The following is a 16,721-nucleotide window of genomic DNA, read 5'->3' as shown; positions in this document are numbered from 1 at the left end:
ACAGGCATGTCACATCCCGACGATCAAAGCCCCATCAACCCGCTGCCGCCAGTTGTGACGGCATTGTTCCTCATTCTGGCGGGGGTGGAGGCCGTGTTGTGGCTGGGCTCGCAAGGGATTGTGGGCGGGCCAACGGCGGTGGGGTGGCGTCTGGAAACGATCCAGCGCTATGCGTTTTCGGCTGAAATCTTCGATTGGATGATGAACATTGGTAACTGGCCACTGGAGCATGTTGTGCGCTTTGTCAGCTATCTGTTTGTGCATGGCAACTTCACCCATGCGCTGTTTGGCGGTGTGTTGCTGCTGGCTATGGGAAAGATGGTCGGCGAGGTGTTTTCTGGCTGGGCGACCTTAGCAATTTTTGTGATCTCCGGGGCCGTGGGCGCGCTGGGCTACGCGGTGATTTTGGACAGTTCAGTCCCTTTGCTTGGTAGCTATCCCGGTGTTTATGGCCTGATCGGAGCGTTCACATTCTTGATGTGGACACGGCTTGGTGCTGTGGGTGCGCCGCAGGCTCGTGCCTTTTCCCTGATCGGCATGTTGGTGGCGATCCAGCTGGTGTTCGGGCTGATTTTTGGCGGTGCCCCCGACTGGGTTGCGGATGTGATCGGATTTGGTGCGGGATTCACGATGTCTTTTGCGCTGACGCCGGGGGGCTGGCAGCGGATAGTTGAGAAAATCCGCCGCCAGTGAAACTCTTTTAGGTTGCGCTTTCGTTTTCCAAATTGCGCACGGCTAGGCCGAGCGCAATGGCGCTGATCCCGTTGGACAGCATTTCGACAGCCAGAAGCAGGCCCAGCAGCACAGATGCGGTTTGCGGGAAGTTGTTGAGCACCATCAGGCCCAGTACCATCGAGATGGCGCCTGACAGAACCAGTGCCAGCCGGGCGTTGCCCTGGAAACTCACCAGCCCAAAGACCAGTTTGAAGGCGCCTGAAACGAGAAACAGGATGCCCGCGATCAGGGTCAGCGACAGCAGCCCGCGCAAGGGCTCACCAACGATGTGCACACCCACAGCAGCCGCTACAACACCAAGCAGCCCCCCGACTATTTTTGCGCCCGTTGAGTCTGCGCGAAAAGCTGCAAATATTTGCAACAATCCCATCAGGACAAAGCTCCAACCCACAAACAGGGTGGCTGTCAGTGAGGCAGCAAAAGGATATGCCAGCGCGACAATGCCAAGAACAATGGCCAGCGCGCCAACGATCATCAAAAGGATCGACGTCTTCATTTCGCTCTCCATAAATTAATCAATGGAGCGATCTAAAGGCGAGTGGTGCGGTTTAAGCAACCGTTAATCGTTAGTTTTGATGCCTGTTGCGGCGGGAAGCATTTCGCAGATCCTTGAGATCGAAGGCTCCAATCACACGGCCGATCAGGAAATAGACCAGAGATCCGAGCAGGATCAGGGTCAATAGCGCAAGATAGCGCCAGCCAGCGGTGCCAAGCCAAGGCGAGAGCACAACAGCCAGCCACCAGAGGGCGCCGCCCATAGCAGCAGATGCAGCGCATATGCGCCAGAGCCGCCGCCTTAGGCGGGTGTCAAAGCGTGCCACGCCGCCAAAGCTGCGCGCGCCCAGGGCCAGTTGCAGAACCATGATCCATGAGGCGACCGTGGTTGCAATCGCGGGTGCGAGCCACTGCAGGTAGGGCGCCAAACCGATTGCGATGCCCGCGTTGATGACCATGGCCCAAACCGCATAGTGGAAGGGGCGCTTGGTGTCTTCACGGGCAAAAAACAGGGGCTGCAGAAGCTTTTGCAGAACAAAAGCGGGAAGACCAACGGCGTAGATGGCAAGAGCGGTTGCGATGGCTGCGCTGTCGTCCGCGCTTGTCGCCCCGCGTTCAAAAAGGACCGACACCAGCGGCAGTGGCACCACCAGAAACGCCACCGCGCAAGGGATTGTCAGGAACATGGAGAATTCGCCTGCGCGGGAAAACGCGTTGCGGGCGCCATCGGAATCGTTGGCTTTCAGGCGGCGGGATAGGTCGGGCAACAAGACGATGCCCACCGCAATGCCGATCACGCCAAGAGGGAGCTGATAAAGCCGATCTGCGGCATAGAGCCAGCCCACCGAACCGGTGAAATCAGACGCAACGCGCTGTCCCACCAGAAGATTGATTTGAACCACTCCGCTGGCCAAGGCGGCGGGGACTGCCACCCGCACCATTTCCGACATCTCCGGTGTGTAGCGCGGAAGTTTGAGGCGAATGTTGAAGCCAGCCTTGCGAGAGGCGATCCAGACCAAGCCCAGCTGCAAAATACCGCCAGCCGGGATCGACCAGATCAGCCAGTTGATCACCGGACCGCCGACCCAATGCCCGATCACAAGCGCCGGGATCATCACTATGTTGAGCAGCGCAGGCGCAGCCGCGGCGGCGGCAAAGCGGCCTGAGGCGTTCAGAACGCCGGAAAACAAAGCGGCAAGCGACAGGCACACAATGTAAGGAAAGACGATGCGACCGTAGCCCACGGTGAGGTCAAAACGCTCATCGCCAGAAAACCCATCGGCGGTCAGCCATACCATTGCGGGCATGAAAATCATGGCTGTGGCCGTCAGAGTGAGGACAGCCGTGCTCAGCAGGCTCAGCGCGTCGCTGGCAAAACCTTCGGGATCCTCGCCGCCTTCGTAGCGCTTGGAGAACATCGGCACAAACGCGGCGTTGAACGCGCCTTCGGCAAAGAAGCGGCGAAACATATTGGGCAGACGAAAGGCTGCCACAAAGGCGTCCATCACCGGACCGGGGCCGATGTAGCTGAGCAGGAGAATTTCACGGGCAAACCCCAAAATGCGGCTTGCCAAGGTCCAGAACCCGACGGTCAGAAACCCGCGCAGGAGGCGGATCGGCTTCATGCGTTGGCCCTCTCAGCGCCTTTTTTGATGGCGTCTCGCAACTTCTTCTCAAGACCCTTCTGTTTGCCATCCGTGTGGAACTTCAGACCAAACATGTCTTTGACATAGAAGGTGTCGACGACCTGCTCGCCATAGGTCGCAATGACAGCTGAGGCAATGTAGACGTTGGCGTTGGCCAAGGTGCGGGTGAGATCAAACAAAAGGCCAGCACGGTCGCGCGTGTCGACCTCGATAATCGTATAGATCTCAGAGCCTTCGTTGTCGAAGTTAATTGTTGTTGGGACGTTGAAGGCGCGCTCGCGTTTCTTGATGACGTCACGCGATTTGATGGCTTCTGTTGTGACCACTTCACCGGCCAGAGTCTTTTCGATCATCTGCCGCAGACGTGGCAAACGGCCTGCTTCGTAGGGCTTGTCTTCAGCGTCCTGAATCCAGAACGCAGCAGTGGCGTAGCCGTCTTTAGAGGTGAAGGTGCGGGCATCCACGATGTTGGCGCCCACAAGCGCCAGTGCGCCACACATGCGGGAGAAAATCCCCGGGTGATCCGCCATGGCAAAGCAAACGCGAGTGGCGTCGCGGTCCTCATCAGGGTGCAGGTCTATGCGGACTTCATCATCCGGAATGTCGCGCAGCAGCTCTGCGAAGACTTTATGCGCGGTGATGTGCAGGCCCTGCCAATACGGTTCGTAGTGACGGCCGGTTTCTTTCTTAAGCTCCTTGGATGGCCAATCCGCCAGCTCCTGCCGCAGCAGCTTCTTCGCTTGCGCGCCGCGGTTTTCGCGTGTGATGGATTCCATGCCGTCCTCAAGAACAAGCTTGGTCTGCCCATAAAGCGCGCGGATCAGCACCGCCTTCCAGTTGTTCCATGTGTCCGGGCCAACACCACGGATGTCACAGACCGTCAGGACAGTCAGCAGGTTCAGCCGGTCGACGGTCTTCACGGCCTTGGCAAAATCACGAACGGTACGTGGATCGGCGATGTCGCGTTTTTGGGCCATATCCGACATCAACAGGTGATAGCGCACCAGCCATTCGACGGTTTCGCTTTCCGCCTTGTTGAGGCCCAGCCCCGGAGCCACTTTGCGCGCAATTTGTGCACCCAGTACTGAATGGTCGATGTCACGGCCTTTGCCGATGTCATGCAGCAGCATGGCGACCATCAGAACCTTGCGGTTGATGCCGGTTTTCAGGATTTCGGAGCTGAGCGGCAGCTCCTGTTGCAGCTCTTCGCGTTCGATCTCGGCGAAGTTTGAGATCACCTGAATGGTGTGCTCATCCACGGTATAGGAGTGATACATGTTGAACTGCATCATCGCTACGATGGGTTCGAACTCCGGAATGAAAGCAGACAGAACGCCAAGCTCGTTCATCCGGCGCAGCGCGCGCTCCGGATTGCCGTGCTTGAGCAGCAGGCCGAGGAAAATTCGCTGTGCTTCCTTGTCTGAACGGACTTTATCATCAATCAGGTGCAGATTGGCTGTGACCAGCCGCATCGCGTCCGGATGGATCAACATGCCGGTCCGCAATCCTTCCTCAAAGATCCGCAGCAAATTCAGCGGATCTGCAAGAAAGGCTTTCTCATCAGGCACATCCAGACGGTTGTGGGTCACGACATACCCCGCCTTCACGCGAGGGCGGCGGCGGAAAATGCGCTCCAGAAGCGGTTCGCCCTTGGCGTGAATCGCTTCCAGTTTGGTCAGCAGAATGCGGGTGAGATCGCCGACCGAAGTGGTGTGGCGGAAATAGTCCTGCATGAAATGCTCAACCGCTCGTCGACCACCTTTGTCCTGATAGCCCATGAACTCCGCGACCTCTACCTGAATGTCGAAGGTGAGTTGCTCCACCGGGCGCCCTGCGAGAAGGTGGAGATGCCCGCGCACGGCCCAAAGGAAATCATCTGCGGCAACAAAGCGCTTCAGCTCATCTTTGCGCAGAACATCCTTGGCCACGAGTTCGGAGACATCGGTGATGCGGTAGACGTATTTCACGATCCAGAACAGCGATTGCAGGTCGCGCAGACCGCCTTTGCCTTCTTTGACGTTGGGCTCCACCACATAGCGCTGGCCTTGCTTCACATGGCGGGCATCCCGTTCATCCAGCTTGGCTTCGATGAATTCTCGTTCGGTGCCTTTGAAGAGCTCCTCTTCAAGGCGTGTGTTGAGTTCTTGTGAAAGCGGCTCGTAGCCGCGCAGGAAGCGGTTCTCCAAAAGCGCCGTGCGGATTGTGAAATCTTCACGTCCCAAGCGGAGACAGTCTTTCACAGTGCGGGAGCTGTGGCCGACTTTCAGGCGCAAATCCCATAGGATGTAGAGCATCGACTCGATCACGCTCTCCGCCCAAGGCGTGATCTTGTAGGGCGTCAAAAACAGCAGATCGACGTCTGATTGGGGGGCCATTTCACCGCGCCCATAGCCGCCCACGGCAAAGAGCGCGATACGCTCTGCTTCGGTTGGGGTGGCAAGGGGGTGAAAGCGTTTTGTGGCCGCGTGAAAGGCCGCTGCCACAAGGCAATCTGTGAGCCAAGTGTAGGAGCGGGTCATCGCCCGCGCAGCGCGCGGACTTGCACGGAAAGCCGTCGCGATCTGTGCCATGGCAGCTTTGCGGCGGGCCATCAGAAGGCCCACCAGCTCTTTGCGCAGCTCTGTTTCCTTGCCTTCCTGTTTCAGGATGTCGGCAAGAGCCTCAGCAACTTCGGAGCGATTGAAGATTTCATCTGCGTCGCAGATCAGCCCCGCCTCTGGCGGAGCTGGAAAGATGTCGCTGACGTCAGAGGCCAGCGCCTGCAAATCTTGTTGGGGCAGGGTCAATGATTACCACCTTTTTGTCGCGGATTGTGGCCACTGCCAGCCCGCGTTCGTTTGTTCCGTCTGTCCGCAGGCGGAAGATGCCGTTCACACCTTGAAAGCCTGCGCCCTGCGTAAGGGCTGAGGAGGTTAGCGCATTGGCATTGCCGGATTTGACCAGCGCACCAATGGCTGCGATGCCGTCATAGGCAAGCCCGCCAATCGGATGGGGCAGCCCGCCATAGGCCTGTGCATAACGGCTCTGGAACTGGTCTGTCAAAGCAGGATCGGGCAGGGCAAACCAACCGCCTTGCACACCCGGCAGTTCAAGCGTTTGCGCGGGGATGTCCCAGCGGGTGAGGCCGATGAATTGCGTGGTTTCTGAGCTCAAGCCGGATTCGGGCAAAAGCTGTGTGAGCAGAGGCAAGGCGCCGGAGGTGTTTGATGTCAAAAACAGCGCATCCGCCAGATTTTGCTCTGCAGTGAGTTTGATTTGGCTCACAGCAGCGATCACGCCTTCCTGAGAAAACTCATAACCAACAGCACCAGCAGAGCGCGCGCCCTGTGCGGCGATGGCGTTGCTGATGGCGGTATTGCCAAGCTGTCCCGCGCTGTTTTGGGAATAGACGGACATGATGCCGTCTTTGCCATTTGCGCGCGCGAAAGCCACGAGGCGATTGGCGGTGTTGTCAAAAGTCGGGCCCAACACGAAGAGGTTGCCACCCGCGATGGTGGTGTTGTTGGAGAACGACAGAACGTTGATGTTCTGTGACGCAACGGCGGTCGCAGCGGCGTTCGCGGCTTCACCAAAGACCGGGCCAAGAATAATTTTGGCACCTTCGTCGACGGCTTTGAGTGCGGAAGCCTGCGCAGTGGCAGGATCACCCGCAGTCTGATAGACACGCAGGTCGATTTGCACGCCTTCCAAATCCGCGATTGCCAGCTTCGCTGCGTTTTCAAGGCTTTGTGCCAAAAGCGCATCGCCAGAGTTGCTGGACCCTGCAGGCACGAGCAGAGCCACCGGAACCGGAGCCGTGGTCGAAATGCGTTGGCCGGTGTTCAGGCTGGATGGATCACATGCTGCCACAGCAAGAACCGCTGCACTGAGCGCGGCCCCTTTCACAAAGCGCGTGGCAGGTTTAAGAAAAGACAAAATCGGCAAAGCTCCACTCCCGTTGGGGTCGCGCCCGTGATTGCGCCCGGGCGGCGTTGGTGCGAATAATAAACGAGTGGAAAGGCGGGTCTACCCATGAAATTTCAATCGGTTAAATTGCAGCCGGGGTTGTACTTTGTCGCCACACCTATCGGGGCGGCACGCGACATCACCCTGCGCGCGCTGGATATTCTGGCCTCTGCGGATGTGATCGCTGCAGAAGACACAAGGTCGATGAAAAAGCTCTTGGAAATTCACGGGGTGGCGCTGAATGGGCGTCCGCTTTTGTCTTATCACGATCACTCGGGCGAGGGCGCACGCGCCAAGCTTCTGGCGCATCTGGAGGCAGGCCGGTCTGTGGCTTATGCCTCCGAGGCGGGTACGCCGCTTATTGCCGATCCGGGCTATCACTTGTCTGTGGCGGCGGCCGAGGCCGGGCATCTGGTGACCAGTGCGCCGGGACCGAGCGCCATCATCACAGCTCTCTCTCTCGCAGGGTTGCCGACAGATTCGTTCTTCTTCGCCGGTTTTTTGCCCAACGCCAAGAAAGCGCGGCAGACCGCCTTGGAGGCCCTGCGCGAGGTGCCCGGCACATTGGTGTTCTACGAATCTCCCAAACGTGTCGCTGCAATGGTAGCCGATGCAGCCGAAGTTTTGGGCGGGACGCGGCCCGCGGCCGTGGCGCGGGAGTTGACCAAAAAGTTCGAAGAGGTGCTGCGCGGCAGCCTGTCAGACTTGTCCTCTGATTTGCCTGAGCGACAGATCAAGGGCGAGATTGTCGTTTTGATTGATCGCCAACGTGGGGAAGCGGCCAGCGAGGACGATGTTGAAAGCGCGCTCAAAGATGCGCTTGAGGCCATGTCTGTGCGCGATGCGGCGGATACAGTCGCCAAAGCCTATGGCATCAATCGGCGTAAAGTTTACCAATTGGCGTTGAAGCTGCAGAAAGCTGAGTAAAAATAGATGTGACCTAGCGGTTTGGGCGCATGAGGTTTGGTATGAGTGATGGGCATAGAGAAGATGCCGGACGCCGCAACTATCTGGCGGGGCAAGCAGCAGAAGACGTGGTCTCTCGCCATTATCTTTCGCTCGGAGTGACCTTAGTGGAACATCGCTGGCGGGGAAAAGCTGGCGAGATTGACCTGATCTTTCGCGACGGCGATGCGCTTGTTTTTGTGGAGGTCAAGAAAAGTCATTCGTTTGATGCTGCGGCAGCGCGCCTTTTGCCAACCCAAGTTCGACGCTTGAGGACGGCGGCGGAAGAGTTTGCGGGAAGAGAACCGGCTGGCCTATTGACCGAGATGCGCTTTGACGTTGCGCTCGTGGATGGCCAGGGGGATGTTCACATCCTTGAAAATGCGCTGTGGGAGATGTGAGCCCCCATTGCAAGCCGCCGGTGCATGGGCCATGTAGTTTGGGCAAATCAAGAGGTCTTTGACATGAAAATTGCCTTCCAGATGGATCCGATCACCGGCGTGGATATCAATGCGGACAGCTCTTTCCGTATCGCTGAAGAAGCGCAGGCGCGCGGTCATGAGCTGTTTTACTACTCCCCTGATCATCTGGCCTATGAAGAAGGCGAAATTACAGCGCGCGGACATTCGATGGTGGTGCGCCGCGAAGAGGGCAATCATGTGGATCTCGGCCCGTTTGAACGCGTAAATCTGGCAGATTTCGATGTGGTCTGGCTGCGTCAGGATCCGCCGTTTGACATGCATTACATCACCAGCACCCATCTGCTGGATCGGCTGGCGGGCAAAGCTTTGGTGGTGAATGATCCCTTCTGGGTGCGCAACTATCCAGAGAAGCTGCTGGTGCTGGACTTCCCAGTGCTGACACCCCCCACGACAATTGCTCGGGATCTGGAAACCATTAAGGAATTCAAAGCCAAGCATGGCGATGTGATCCTGAAGCCGCTTTATGGCAATGGCGGTGCAGGGGTGTTCCGCCTGGACGCCAACGACCGCAATCTCACGTCGCTGCATGAGCTGTTCACCGGGTTTAGTCGGGAACCTCTGATCGTTCAGAAGTTCCTGCCTGACGTGAGCAATGGCGACAAACGTGTGATCCTTGTGAACGGGGAACCTGTCGGTGCCATCAACCGCGTGCCGGCTGCGGGGGAAACCCGCTCCAATATGCATGTGGGCGGGCGGCCAGAGAAGATTGGTCTGACTGAGCGTGATTTGGAAATCTGCGCCGCGATTGGTCCACTCCTGCGCGAAAAAGGGCAGATTTTTGTCGGGATCGATGTGATTGGGGACTACCTCACAGAGATCAACGTCACCTCGCCAACGGGTATTCAGGAGTTGGAGCGCTTTGACGGGGTGAACATTGCCGAGAAGATCTGGGAAGCGATTGAAGGCAAATTGGCCTAGACTCACAGAATGGGCGCGCTTCTCTTGGCTTTGATGGAGAGGTATCAGCTCAGCCACAGAATTTGATCTTTGCGAGGCTCAGCGACTGCTGGGCCTTGTTTCTTTGATCAGCTGTCAGGCGCGGTTGACAGGCGGAAGCTTATAGCCTCTGCGAGGTGCGGGCGCCTTATGGTGTCGCAGCTGTCGAGATCGGCAATGGTGCGCGCCACCCGCAAGACCCTATGGTAGCCGCGGGCCGAAAGGCCAAAGCGCTCCGCCACTTGAGAGAGCAATTGCCGCCCTTCCGCATCCAGAGTGGCGATCTCTTCGAGCTGTTGACCGTGAATATCGGCGTTTGCACGGATGGTGCTATCCTCACCAAAACGATGAATTTGTCGCTCTCTGGCTTGTGCAACACGCGCGGCCACAGTTTGCGAGGTGTCGCCGTCTGCGGGCAGGTCAAGATCGCGGTAAGCCACAGGCGGCACTTCGATCCTCAGATCCAACCGGTCCAGCAACGGGCCGGACAGACGCCCCAGATAATCCTGTCCGCAATCGGGCACGCGTGCGCAGGCTTGGGAAGGATCAAACATATGACCACAGCGGCAAGGATTGGCCGCCGCAATCAGCATGAATTTGCAAGGGTATGTCACATGAGCGTTTGCGCGGGCGATCATGACTTGCCCGGTTTCTATCGGCTGGCGCAGGGTTTCGAGTACGGCACGGGAGAATTCCGGCATCTCATCCATGAACAAAACGCCATTGTGGGCGAGCGAGATTTCTCCGGGGCTGGCGCGGCGCCCACCGCCGACAATGGCCGCCATGGAGGCAGTGTGATGCGGCTCGCGGAACGGGCGGCTGCGTGAAATGCCCCCCTGATCCAGCAGGCCCGCGATGGAATGAATCATCGAGGTTTCCAAAGCCTCTGCCGGACTGAGCGGAGGCAAAATCGTGGGCAAGCGCGCAGCCAGCATGGATTTTCCGGACCCCGGCGCGCCCACCATAAAGAGATGGTGGCGTCCCGCCGCTGCGATTTCCAAAGCGCGTTTCGCGCGTTCCTGCCCTTTGACATCCCTAAGGTCGAGGGAGCTTTGGGGGGCATGCACTTCACCAGGCTCTGAGGGCTGAAGCGGCGACTGCCCGCTATAGTGCCGCACAACATCTGCAAGTGTCGCGGCCCCAATGACCTGCGTCGCGGCAACCCAAGCGGCTTCCGGGCTGGAAGCAGCTGGGCAGAGCAGGGTGCGATCATCCTCGGCGGCGCTCATCGCAGCCGGCAGCGCGCCTGTGACCCCGACGAGCGAGCCGTCCAGCGACAGCTCTCCCAAGCTGACAGTGCTTTCGGAGGCGTCTTCTGGGATGATCCCGAGCGCCGCAAGTAATGCCACCGCGATCGGCAGGTCAAAATGGCTGCCTTCTTTGGGTAGATCGGCGGGAGAAAGATTGATGGTGATGCGCTTTGACGGCAAAGCAATTGCCATGGCGGCAAGTGCAGAGCGGACCCGGTCTCGCGCTTCAGATACCGCCTTGTCCGGCAACCCGACAATTGAGAAGGCTGGAAGCCCCGGCGTGAGGGCGCATTGCACCTCGACCTGATGGGCGTCAACCCCTTCAAACGCCACCGTATATGCGCGCGCAACCATGGCACACCCCGCCACCAAAACAATAAACGAAACCTAAAGAATTGGTAGCGGGGGATGGTTAGCGAAAGGTTAATTGCCCTCTAAAGCAGGGCCATGAAGGCGGGCCACGCCTCTGGGTCGGCGACAGTTTTGTCGCGGCAGAAGGCGTTGCAGAAGCCAAAGATGCGGCCTTCCATTTCCATGAAATGGGTGACGGGTTTGCCGGAATAGGGGCAGTTGGCATTCTCAGCACTAGTGGCTGCCACAGCCACAGCCTTGCGGGGCGCTGGGCCGGGCCAAGGGCGGGGTGGGTAGTCTTTGGCATACCAAGGCAGCGTTTGCCCGTGCACGAGCCCCATGGCGCGCCACCGGCGGAATGCGGGATCGGAGAGATGGGCAGCAACATAGGCCTGCGCCGCGTCGCCAACGGGGAGATTGTAGCCTGCAATGCGCCCGGCAACCGGCGCAAAGAACGCATCCGCTGCACTATAGCTGCCGCAGAGCCATGGGCCGTCTTCTCCGTATGATGTGCGAGCGTGTTCCCAGATGGTTTCAAGGCGCGCAAGATCTGCCAGGACCGCTTCTGAGGGGCGGGCATCTTCATAGGAAATGCGCAGGTTCATCGGGCAGTCGTTGCGCAAGGGGAAGAAACCGGAGTGCATCTCTGCGGCCAAATTGCGTGCCGTCGCGCGCGCACCGGGGTCGGTGGGCCAGATCCTGGCGTCCGGATGTCGGGTTGCCAGTTCCTCGGCGATAGCAAGGCTGTCTGAGACGACCGCACCTTCGGGGAATTTGACCGCTGGTACCGTGCGCGCCGGGGCGATTTTAGTGAGCTGCTCAGCCACCGATTGGTTGGAAAAGTCCACAAGCGTAGTGTTGCGGGCGATGCCGAATTTTTCGAACAGAAGCCAGCCGCGCAGGGACCACGAGGAATAGGCGTAATCGCCAAGATAAAGATCATACGTCATGGCGGTAGGCTAGCAATTGGTGATTAATCGTCAAAGCGAAACATTTTGACGATATCCATCACAGTAATTGATTTATTTGCTGCGTGGCCCAGCCGGTGTCTGCGATTTTGAAAGAGGTGACGGAGAGATTGTCGATCCGATGGGCAAAGGCCTCTTCGGCTGTCAGGAGCTCTGCACGCTGCACTTGGGTGAGGATCACGCCAAAGTGCACAACCACAATCAGCTTGCCACCGCGATGCGTGTCGATCAAGTGGTCTATGGCGGGATTTACACGCGCGCAGACCTCGTTCCAGCTTTCGCCATTTGGCGGTCGCACATCGCCAGGGTTTTCCCAATAGGCGCGGGCGAGGGCGGCATCCTCGGCTTCGATCTCTTTGAAATTCTTGAGTTCCCAGTCGCCAAAGTGGATTTCTCGCAGCTTCGGGTCATGTGGAAGGCGGGTGCGACTGCCCTGAATGGCGTCTGCTGTGGCAACGCACCGCTGCAGATCAGAGCTGATCACCAGACCGTCTTCGGGCAGGTGGTTTGAGAGCCGGGAAAGAGCGTCGGTATCGGAAAGATCTGCGGGCAGGTCTGACCAGCCCACCATGGATTTCGCATGGGTTGGTCCATGGCGCACAAGATGCAATTCGGTCATGGCAATTTCCCCTTCAAGACCATGGGCAGTCCGGCCACCACCAGAACCGCAAGGTCTGCCTGTCGTGCAAGTGCTTGATTGAGCGAGCCTTGGGCGTTGCGAAATTGGCGCGCGAGTTTGTTTTCCGGGACCACATCAAGGCCCACTTCGTTAGAGACCACCACCACCCGTGCAGCACAGTCTGTGAGCGCATTCAGGAGTTTGCCTTGCTCCGCCACAAGATCGCTTTCTGCCAGCAAGTGATTGGAGAGCCACATGGTCGCGCAATCCAGAAGCACGACAGACTCCGCTGGCAGGTCTTTAAGCGCTTCGGCTGTTTCATGAGGCGCTTCAATGGTTTGCCAGTCAGGGCCGCGCTGAAGCAGATGTTTTTCAACCTTGGCTTCCATCTCTCCATCAAATGCCTGCGCCGTGGCGAGATAGATACGGGGCTGCCCGGTATCCATTACCAATTGTTCTGCAAAGACAGATTTTCCTGACGCTGCGCCGCCAAGAATAAGGCTCAGTTTGGGCAGCATTAATGGTCCTTTCGACTGGTTGGCGCGCACCCTGCGGGAAACAGCGGGCGAGGGCAAGTCGGAAAGCGGATGAGGCAAAACCACACAGCCAAGATCGCTTGCATCCCCGGATCAGAGGCGTATTGGTTAATCTATGAAGTATATGGTGAAAGCGGGTGCTCTGGCGTTTGCGTTGGCAGGTGCTGCAGCAGAGGCGGAACAGCTGGATCTCAGCCTCCTCAAAGGGGTTGATGTGGTGTTCCTTGGCGAAGTGCATGACAATCCGGTGCATCATGGCACCCAAGCGCAGGCCACATTGTCGATTGGCCCCAAGGCGATTGTGTTTGAAATGCTGACGCCATTTCAGGCTGCCGTGGTGGCGCCGGATCTCTTGGACAATGCTGAGGCGCTGGAAGAGGCCTTGGGGTGGGATGAGAGCGGTTGGCCCGATTTTTCAATGTACTACCCGATATTTGCGGTTTCTGAAGGGGCGCGCATCTATGGCGCGCAAGTACCGCGAGAGGTGGTGCGCCGGGTGTTGTCTGACGGTGATTTCAGCGCTGCAGTGGGCGGTGAGGCCGACCTTTATGGCCTGACAGCCCCCTTGCCAGAGGCGCAGCAGGCAGAACGCGAAAAGATGCAGATGGCGGCGCATTGTGATGCTTTGCCGGAAGAGATGTTGCCGATCATGGTGACCGCGCAGCGGGTGCGGGATGCGCGACTTGCGCAAGCGACCACGCAGGCACTCCGAGACACCGGTGGGCCGGTTGTGGTGATCAGCGGCAATGGCCATGTGCGCAACGACTGGGGGGCACCTTCGCTGATGGATCCGAGCATTTCCGTGGTGACCTTTGGGCAGCTTGAGGCGGAGCCTGAGGGTGTACCGCCCTATGATGCCTGGATTGTCACCGAAGCGGCGGAGCGCGAAGATCCCTGTGCGGCCTTCAAATGAGCTTGCTGCGCTATTCGGCGGCTTGAGTCTGTGAGCGCGGCGGCCTAACTTGAGCCAACCCGGCATCAGAAAGGCCTGCTAAATGCTGACAGACAAACGTATTCTTCTGATCATCGCAGGTGGAATCGCGGCTTATAAATCGCTTGAGCTGATCCGGCGGCTGCGTGAGCGCGGGGCTTGGGTGACCCCGGTGCTCACCCGCGCCGCAGAAGAATTTGTGACGCCATTGTCGGTGTCCTCACTGGCAGGAGAGAAGGCCTATCGGGATCTTTTTGATCTGACCGATGAAGCGGACATGGGGCATATACAACTGTCCCGCTCGGCAGATCTGATCGTGGTCGCACCCGGCACAGCCGATCTGATGGCAAAAATGGCGCAGGGTATGGCCAATGATCTGGCCTCCACGCTGCTGCTCGCGACAGACACGCCGGTGCTTGTCGCACCCGCGATGAATGTCCGGATGTGGGATCACCCGGCGACACAACGCAATCTGAGGCAGCTGAAGGCTGATGGGATTGCCTTTGTCGGCCCCAATGACGGGGATATGGCCTGTGGGGAGTTTGGCCCCGGCCGCATGGCTGAGCCGATGGAAATTGTGCAGGCAGTTCAGGAGGTTCTGGCCGAGGGGCCGCTGCAGGGACGGCGTATTTTGGTGACCTCAGGGCCGACGCATGAGCCGATTGATCCGGTGCGCTACATTGCGAACCGCTCGTCTGGTGCGCAGGGCAGTGCGATCGCGCAGGCGCTCATAAAATTGGGGGCGGAGGTGATCTTTGTCACCGGCCCGGCGGATGCGGCGCGGCCAGAAGGCGCGACGTTGATCGAGGTTGAAACGGCGCAGGAGATGCTGGCGGCTGTGCAGAAAAACCTGTCGGTTGATGCGGCCGTATTCTGTGCGGCGGTGGCGGATTGGCGGGTGGCAAGCGCTTCTGACAGCAAGATAAAAAAGACCAAAGGCGGATTGCCTGTGCTGGAGTTCGCGGAGAACCCGGACATTCTCGCAACCGTCAGCCAAATGGGCGACGGGCGGCCACCGTTGGTAGTGGGGTTTGCGGCGGAAACCGATGATGTGATCGAAAACGCCACCGCCAAACGTATCCGAAAGGGATGTGACTGGATTGTCGCCAATGACGTGAGCCCAGCGACCGGGATTATGGGCGGCAGCGAAAATGCTGTGACCTTGATTTCTGATGTGGGATCAGAGGCTTGGCCGCGTATGGGTAAAGTTGAGGTGGCCGAGAAACTGGCTGCTCGGATAGCGGAAACACTGGTTGGCTGAGGCGCGGCCTCCGGCGGGGATATTTGAAGAATGAGAAGAGCATGGGACGCGTGAACATTAAGCTGAAGTGGCTTGAGGGGGCGGATCAATCTGTTGGCCTGCCGTCTTATGAAACTGCTGGGGCGGCCGGTGCGGATGTGCGGGCGAACTTTCCGCCTGAACAACGCGCAGGGCTGCGGCTTGCACCGGGATTGCGTGCTCTGATTCCAACGGGGCTTTCTCTCGAAATACCAGAGGGTTATGAGGTGCAGATGCGGCCGCGATCCGGACTTGCGCTGAAGCAGGGCCTGACATTGCCAAACTCGCCTGGAACAATTGACAGTGACTATCGCGGCCCGCTTGGGGTGATCGTGCTGAACGCTGGGCTGGAAACCATTGAGATCAGCCATGGCATGCGCATTGCGCAGATGGTGGTCGCGCCGGTGGTTGTTGCGGATTTTGAATTAGATCAAGAGCTTAGTGAGACTGAGCGCGGCACGGGTGGCTTTGGCTCCACCGGGGTGAGCTGATGCTGCTGGTTCTGGCGATGGCGGCGGTGCTTTGGGGGATTGGCCTTTTGATGGGTGCTCCGAAGTCTGCCCGTTGGAGCATGATTTTTGTTTTATATCTGGCGGTTATTGGCGTGCAGGTGGTGTTCCCAGCTGACCATCCGCTCGCGATTGCCACCGGTGGCAGCCTTGCCATGTGGTTGATGATCGGCGGTGCGGTGGCGCTGGTGCTGGCCTATTCCACAATGTTGCAAAAACTGCGCGCGAAAGCCGAGGCTCGGGCTACCGAGACAGCACAGGAAGAAGCGGCGCAGGAGCTGTTTTCCGACACTGAACTCAACCGCTATGCGCGCCATATTGTGCTGCGCGAAATTGGTGGGCTGGGGCAGAAAAAACTCAAAGATGCCAAGATCTTGGTGATTGGGGCGGGAGGGCTTGGATCGCCGGTTCTGCTGTATCTTGCAGCGGCGGGCGTGGGGCGTATTGGGGTGGTGGATGACGATGTGGTCGATAACTCCAATCTGCAGCGACAGGTGATCCACAAGGATGAGGCCATTGGTACGCCCAAGGTGCTATCGGCAGCGGAGGCGATGGTGGCGCAAAACCCCTTTGTGCAGGTGGTGCCTTATCCGCGCAGGCTGAGCGTTGACGATGCGGAGGAGATCATCGGCGAGTATGATCTTGTCTTGGATGGCACGGACAATTTTGACACCCGTTATCTGGTGAATGAAGTCTGTGTGGAGCAGGGCAAGCCTCTGATTTCCGGAGCTTTGTCGCAGTGGGAAGGGCAGCTCAGCGTGTTTGATACAGCCCGGAAAACGCCGTGCTATCAGTGCATTTTCCCAGAAGCGCCTGCACCGGAGCTGGCACCGAGCTGCGCCGAAGCGGGGGTGATTGGTCCGCTGCCCGGGGTGGTGGGCACCATGATGGCAGCGGAGGCGATCAAGGTCATTACCGGAGCGGGAGCGGCGTTGCGCGGTGAGATGATGATCTATGATGCGCTGTGGGGAGAGACCCGCAAAATCACCCTCAATCGCCGCGCGGATTGCCCGACTTGCGGGGCGCGTTAACCTTTGAAATCCACGTCGGTATCGCGTCTGTATCACGGCAATAACGCGTCGGTGTCATTTTCG

At 58.6% G+C, this 16,721-nt stretch carries 16 protein-coding genes; 8 read left to right on the top strand and 8 right to left on the bottom strand.

Annotation, left to right across the window (positions count from 1 at the left end; translation table 11 throughout):
* Positions 1-6: 6 nt before the first annotated feature.
* The gene (locus tag J7400_RS07185; RefSeq protein WP_209061339.1) at positions 7-693 is read left to right on the top strand and encodes a rhomboid family intramembrane serine protease; all 687 of its coding nucleotides are present in this window, start codon (positions 7-9) and stop codon (positions 691-693) included.
* A gap of 7 nt (positions 694-700) precedes the next feature.
* Here the strand turns inward: J7400_RS07185 and J7400_RS07180 are convergent, their stop codons facing one another.
* From J7400_RS07180 to J7400_RS07165, 4 genes are all read right to left on the bottom strand, one after another.
* On the bottom strand, positions 701-1,231 hold the full coding sequence (locus tag J7400_RS07180) for a DUF308 domain-containing protein (RefSeq protein ID WP_209061337.1): 531 nt from the start codon (positions 1,229-1,231) through the stop codon (positions 701-703).
* 70 nt (positions 1,232-1,301) lie between these two features.
* Entirely contained in the window at positions 1,302-2,855 is a 1,554-nt protein-coding gene (murJ, locus tag J7400_RS07175; protein ID WP_209061334.1) for a murein biosynthesis integral membrane protein MurJ, read from the bottom strand.
* On the bottom strand, positions 2,852-5,641 hold the full coding sequence (locus J7400_RS07170) for a [protein-PII] uridylyltransferase (RefSeq protein WP_247738700.1): 2,790 nt from the start codon (positions 5,639-5,641) through the stop codon (positions 2,852-2,854). Before J7400_RS07170 ends, murJ begins: the two co-directional genes overlap by 4 nt.
* Positions 5,622-6,761: a penicillin-binding protein activator gene (locus tag J7400_RS07165; protein WP_348540147.1), complete on the bottom strand. Its 1,140-nt coding sequence runs from the start codon at positions 6,759-6,761 to the stop codon at positions 5,622-5,624. The genes J7400_RS07170 and J7400_RS07165 overlap by 20 nt, the downstream gene beginning before the upstream one ends.
* Positions 6,762-6,887: 126 nt before the next feature.
* Here J7400_RS07165 and rsmI point away from each other — a divergent pair, with 126 nt between their 5' ends.
* From rsmI to gshB, 3 genes are all read left to right on the top strand, one after another.
* Positions 6,888-7,748: a 16S rRNA (cytidine(1402)-2'-O)-methyltransferase gene (rsmI, locus tag J7400_RS07160; RefSeq protein ID WP_209061326.1), complete on the top strand. Its 861-nt coding sequence runs from the start codon at positions 6,888-6,890 to the stop codon at positions 7,746-7,748.
* A gap of 41 nt (positions 7,749-7,789) precedes the next feature.
* Positions 7,790-8,167: a YraN family protein gene (locus J7400_RS07155; RefSeq protein ID WP_247738657.1), complete on the top strand. Its 378-nt coding sequence runs from the start codon at positions 7,790-7,792 to the stop codon at positions 8,165-8,167.
* 63 nt (positions 8,168-8,230) lie between these two features.
* Positions 8,231-9,166 carry a glutathione synthase gene (gene gshB / locus J7400_RS07150; protein ID WP_209061322.1) on the top strand — a complete coding sequence of 312 codons (936 nt, stop codon included), beginning with the start codon at positions 8,231-8,233 and terminating at the stop codon, positions 9,164-9,166.
* A 107-nt stretch (positions 9,167-9,273) separates the two neighbouring features.
* Here the strand turns inward: gshB and J7400_RS07145 are convergent, their stop codons facing one another.
* From J7400_RS07145 to cobU, 4 genes are all read right to left on the bottom strand, one after another.
* Positions 9,274-10,788: a YifB family Mg chelatase-like AAA ATPase gene (locus J7400_RS07145; RefSeq protein ID WP_209061320.1), complete on the bottom strand. Its 1,515-nt coding sequence runs from the start codon at positions 10,786-10,788 to the stop codon at positions 9,274-9,276.
* A gap of 80 nt (positions 10,789-10,868) precedes the next feature.
* The gene (locus J7400_RS07140) at positions 10,869-11,735 is read right to left on the bottom strand and encodes a glutathione S-transferase (protein ID WP_209061318.1); all 867 of its coding nucleotides are present in this window, start codon (positions 11,733-11,735) and stop codon (positions 10,869-10,871) included.
* Between the two features lie 58 nt (positions 11,736-11,793).
* A complete protein-coding gene (locus J7400_RS07135) occupies positions 11,794-12,372 on the bottom strand; it encodes a histidine phosphatase family protein (RefSeq protein ID WP_209061309.1) in 579 nt (192 codons plus the stop codon).
* The gene (cobU, locus tag J7400_RS07130) at positions 12,369-12,890 is read right to left on the bottom strand and encodes a bifunctional adenosylcobinamide kinase/adenosylcobinamide-phosphate guanylyltransferase (protein ID WP_209061307.1); all 522 of its coding nucleotides are present in this window, start codon (positions 12,888-12,890) and stop codon (positions 12,369-12,371) included. Before cobU ends, J7400_RS07135 begins: the two co-directional genes overlap by 4 nt.
* A gap of 133 nt (positions 12,891-13,023) precedes the next feature.
* Between cobU and J7400_RS07125 the strand changes: the two genes are divergently transcribed.
* The 4 genes from J7400_RS07125 (at position 13,024) to J7400_RS07110 (ending at position 16,658) form a co-directional block, all read left to right on the top strand.
* The gene (locus J7400_RS07125; RefSeq protein WP_247738656.1) at positions 13,024-13,821 is read left to right on the top strand and encodes a ChaN family lipoprotein; all 798 of its coding nucleotides are present in this window, start codon (positions 13,024-13,026) and stop codon (positions 13,819-13,821) included.
* A gap of 82 nt (positions 13,822-13,903) precedes the next feature.
* Positions 13,904-15,100 (top strand): bifunctional phosphopantothenoylcysteine decarboxylase/phosphopantothenate--cysteine ligase CoaBC, encoded by a 1,197-nt coding sequence (coaBC, locus tag J7400_RS07120; RefSeq protein ID WP_209061305.1) that lies wholly within the window; start codon positions 13,904-13,906, stop codon positions 15,098-15,100.
* A gap of 41 nt (positions 15,101-15,141) precedes the next feature.
* A complete protein-coding gene (dut, locus tag J7400_RS07115; RefSeq protein WP_209061303.1) occupies positions 15,142-15,609 on the top strand; it encodes a dUTP diphosphatase in 468 nt (155 codons plus the stop codon).
* The gene (locus J7400_RS07110; protein ID WP_209061302.1) at positions 15,609-16,658 is read left to right on the top strand and encodes a HesA/MoeB/ThiF family protein; all 1,050 of its coding nucleotides are present in this window, start codon (positions 15,609-15,611) and stop codon (positions 16,656-16,658) included. The genes dut and J7400_RS07110 overlap by 1 nt, the downstream gene beginning before the upstream one ends.
* Positions 16,659-16,721 lie beyond the last annotated feature (63 nt).

The sequence above is a fragment of the Shimia sp. R9_2 genome (genome assembly GCF_017743735.1).
Classification (GTDB): domain Bacteria; phylum Pseudomonadota; class Alphaproteobacteria; order Rhodobacterales; family Rhodobacteraceae; genus Shimia.
The sequence above is the reverse complement of the archived record's forward strand: the minus strand, read 5'-3'. Positions and strand labels throughout refer to the sequence as shown.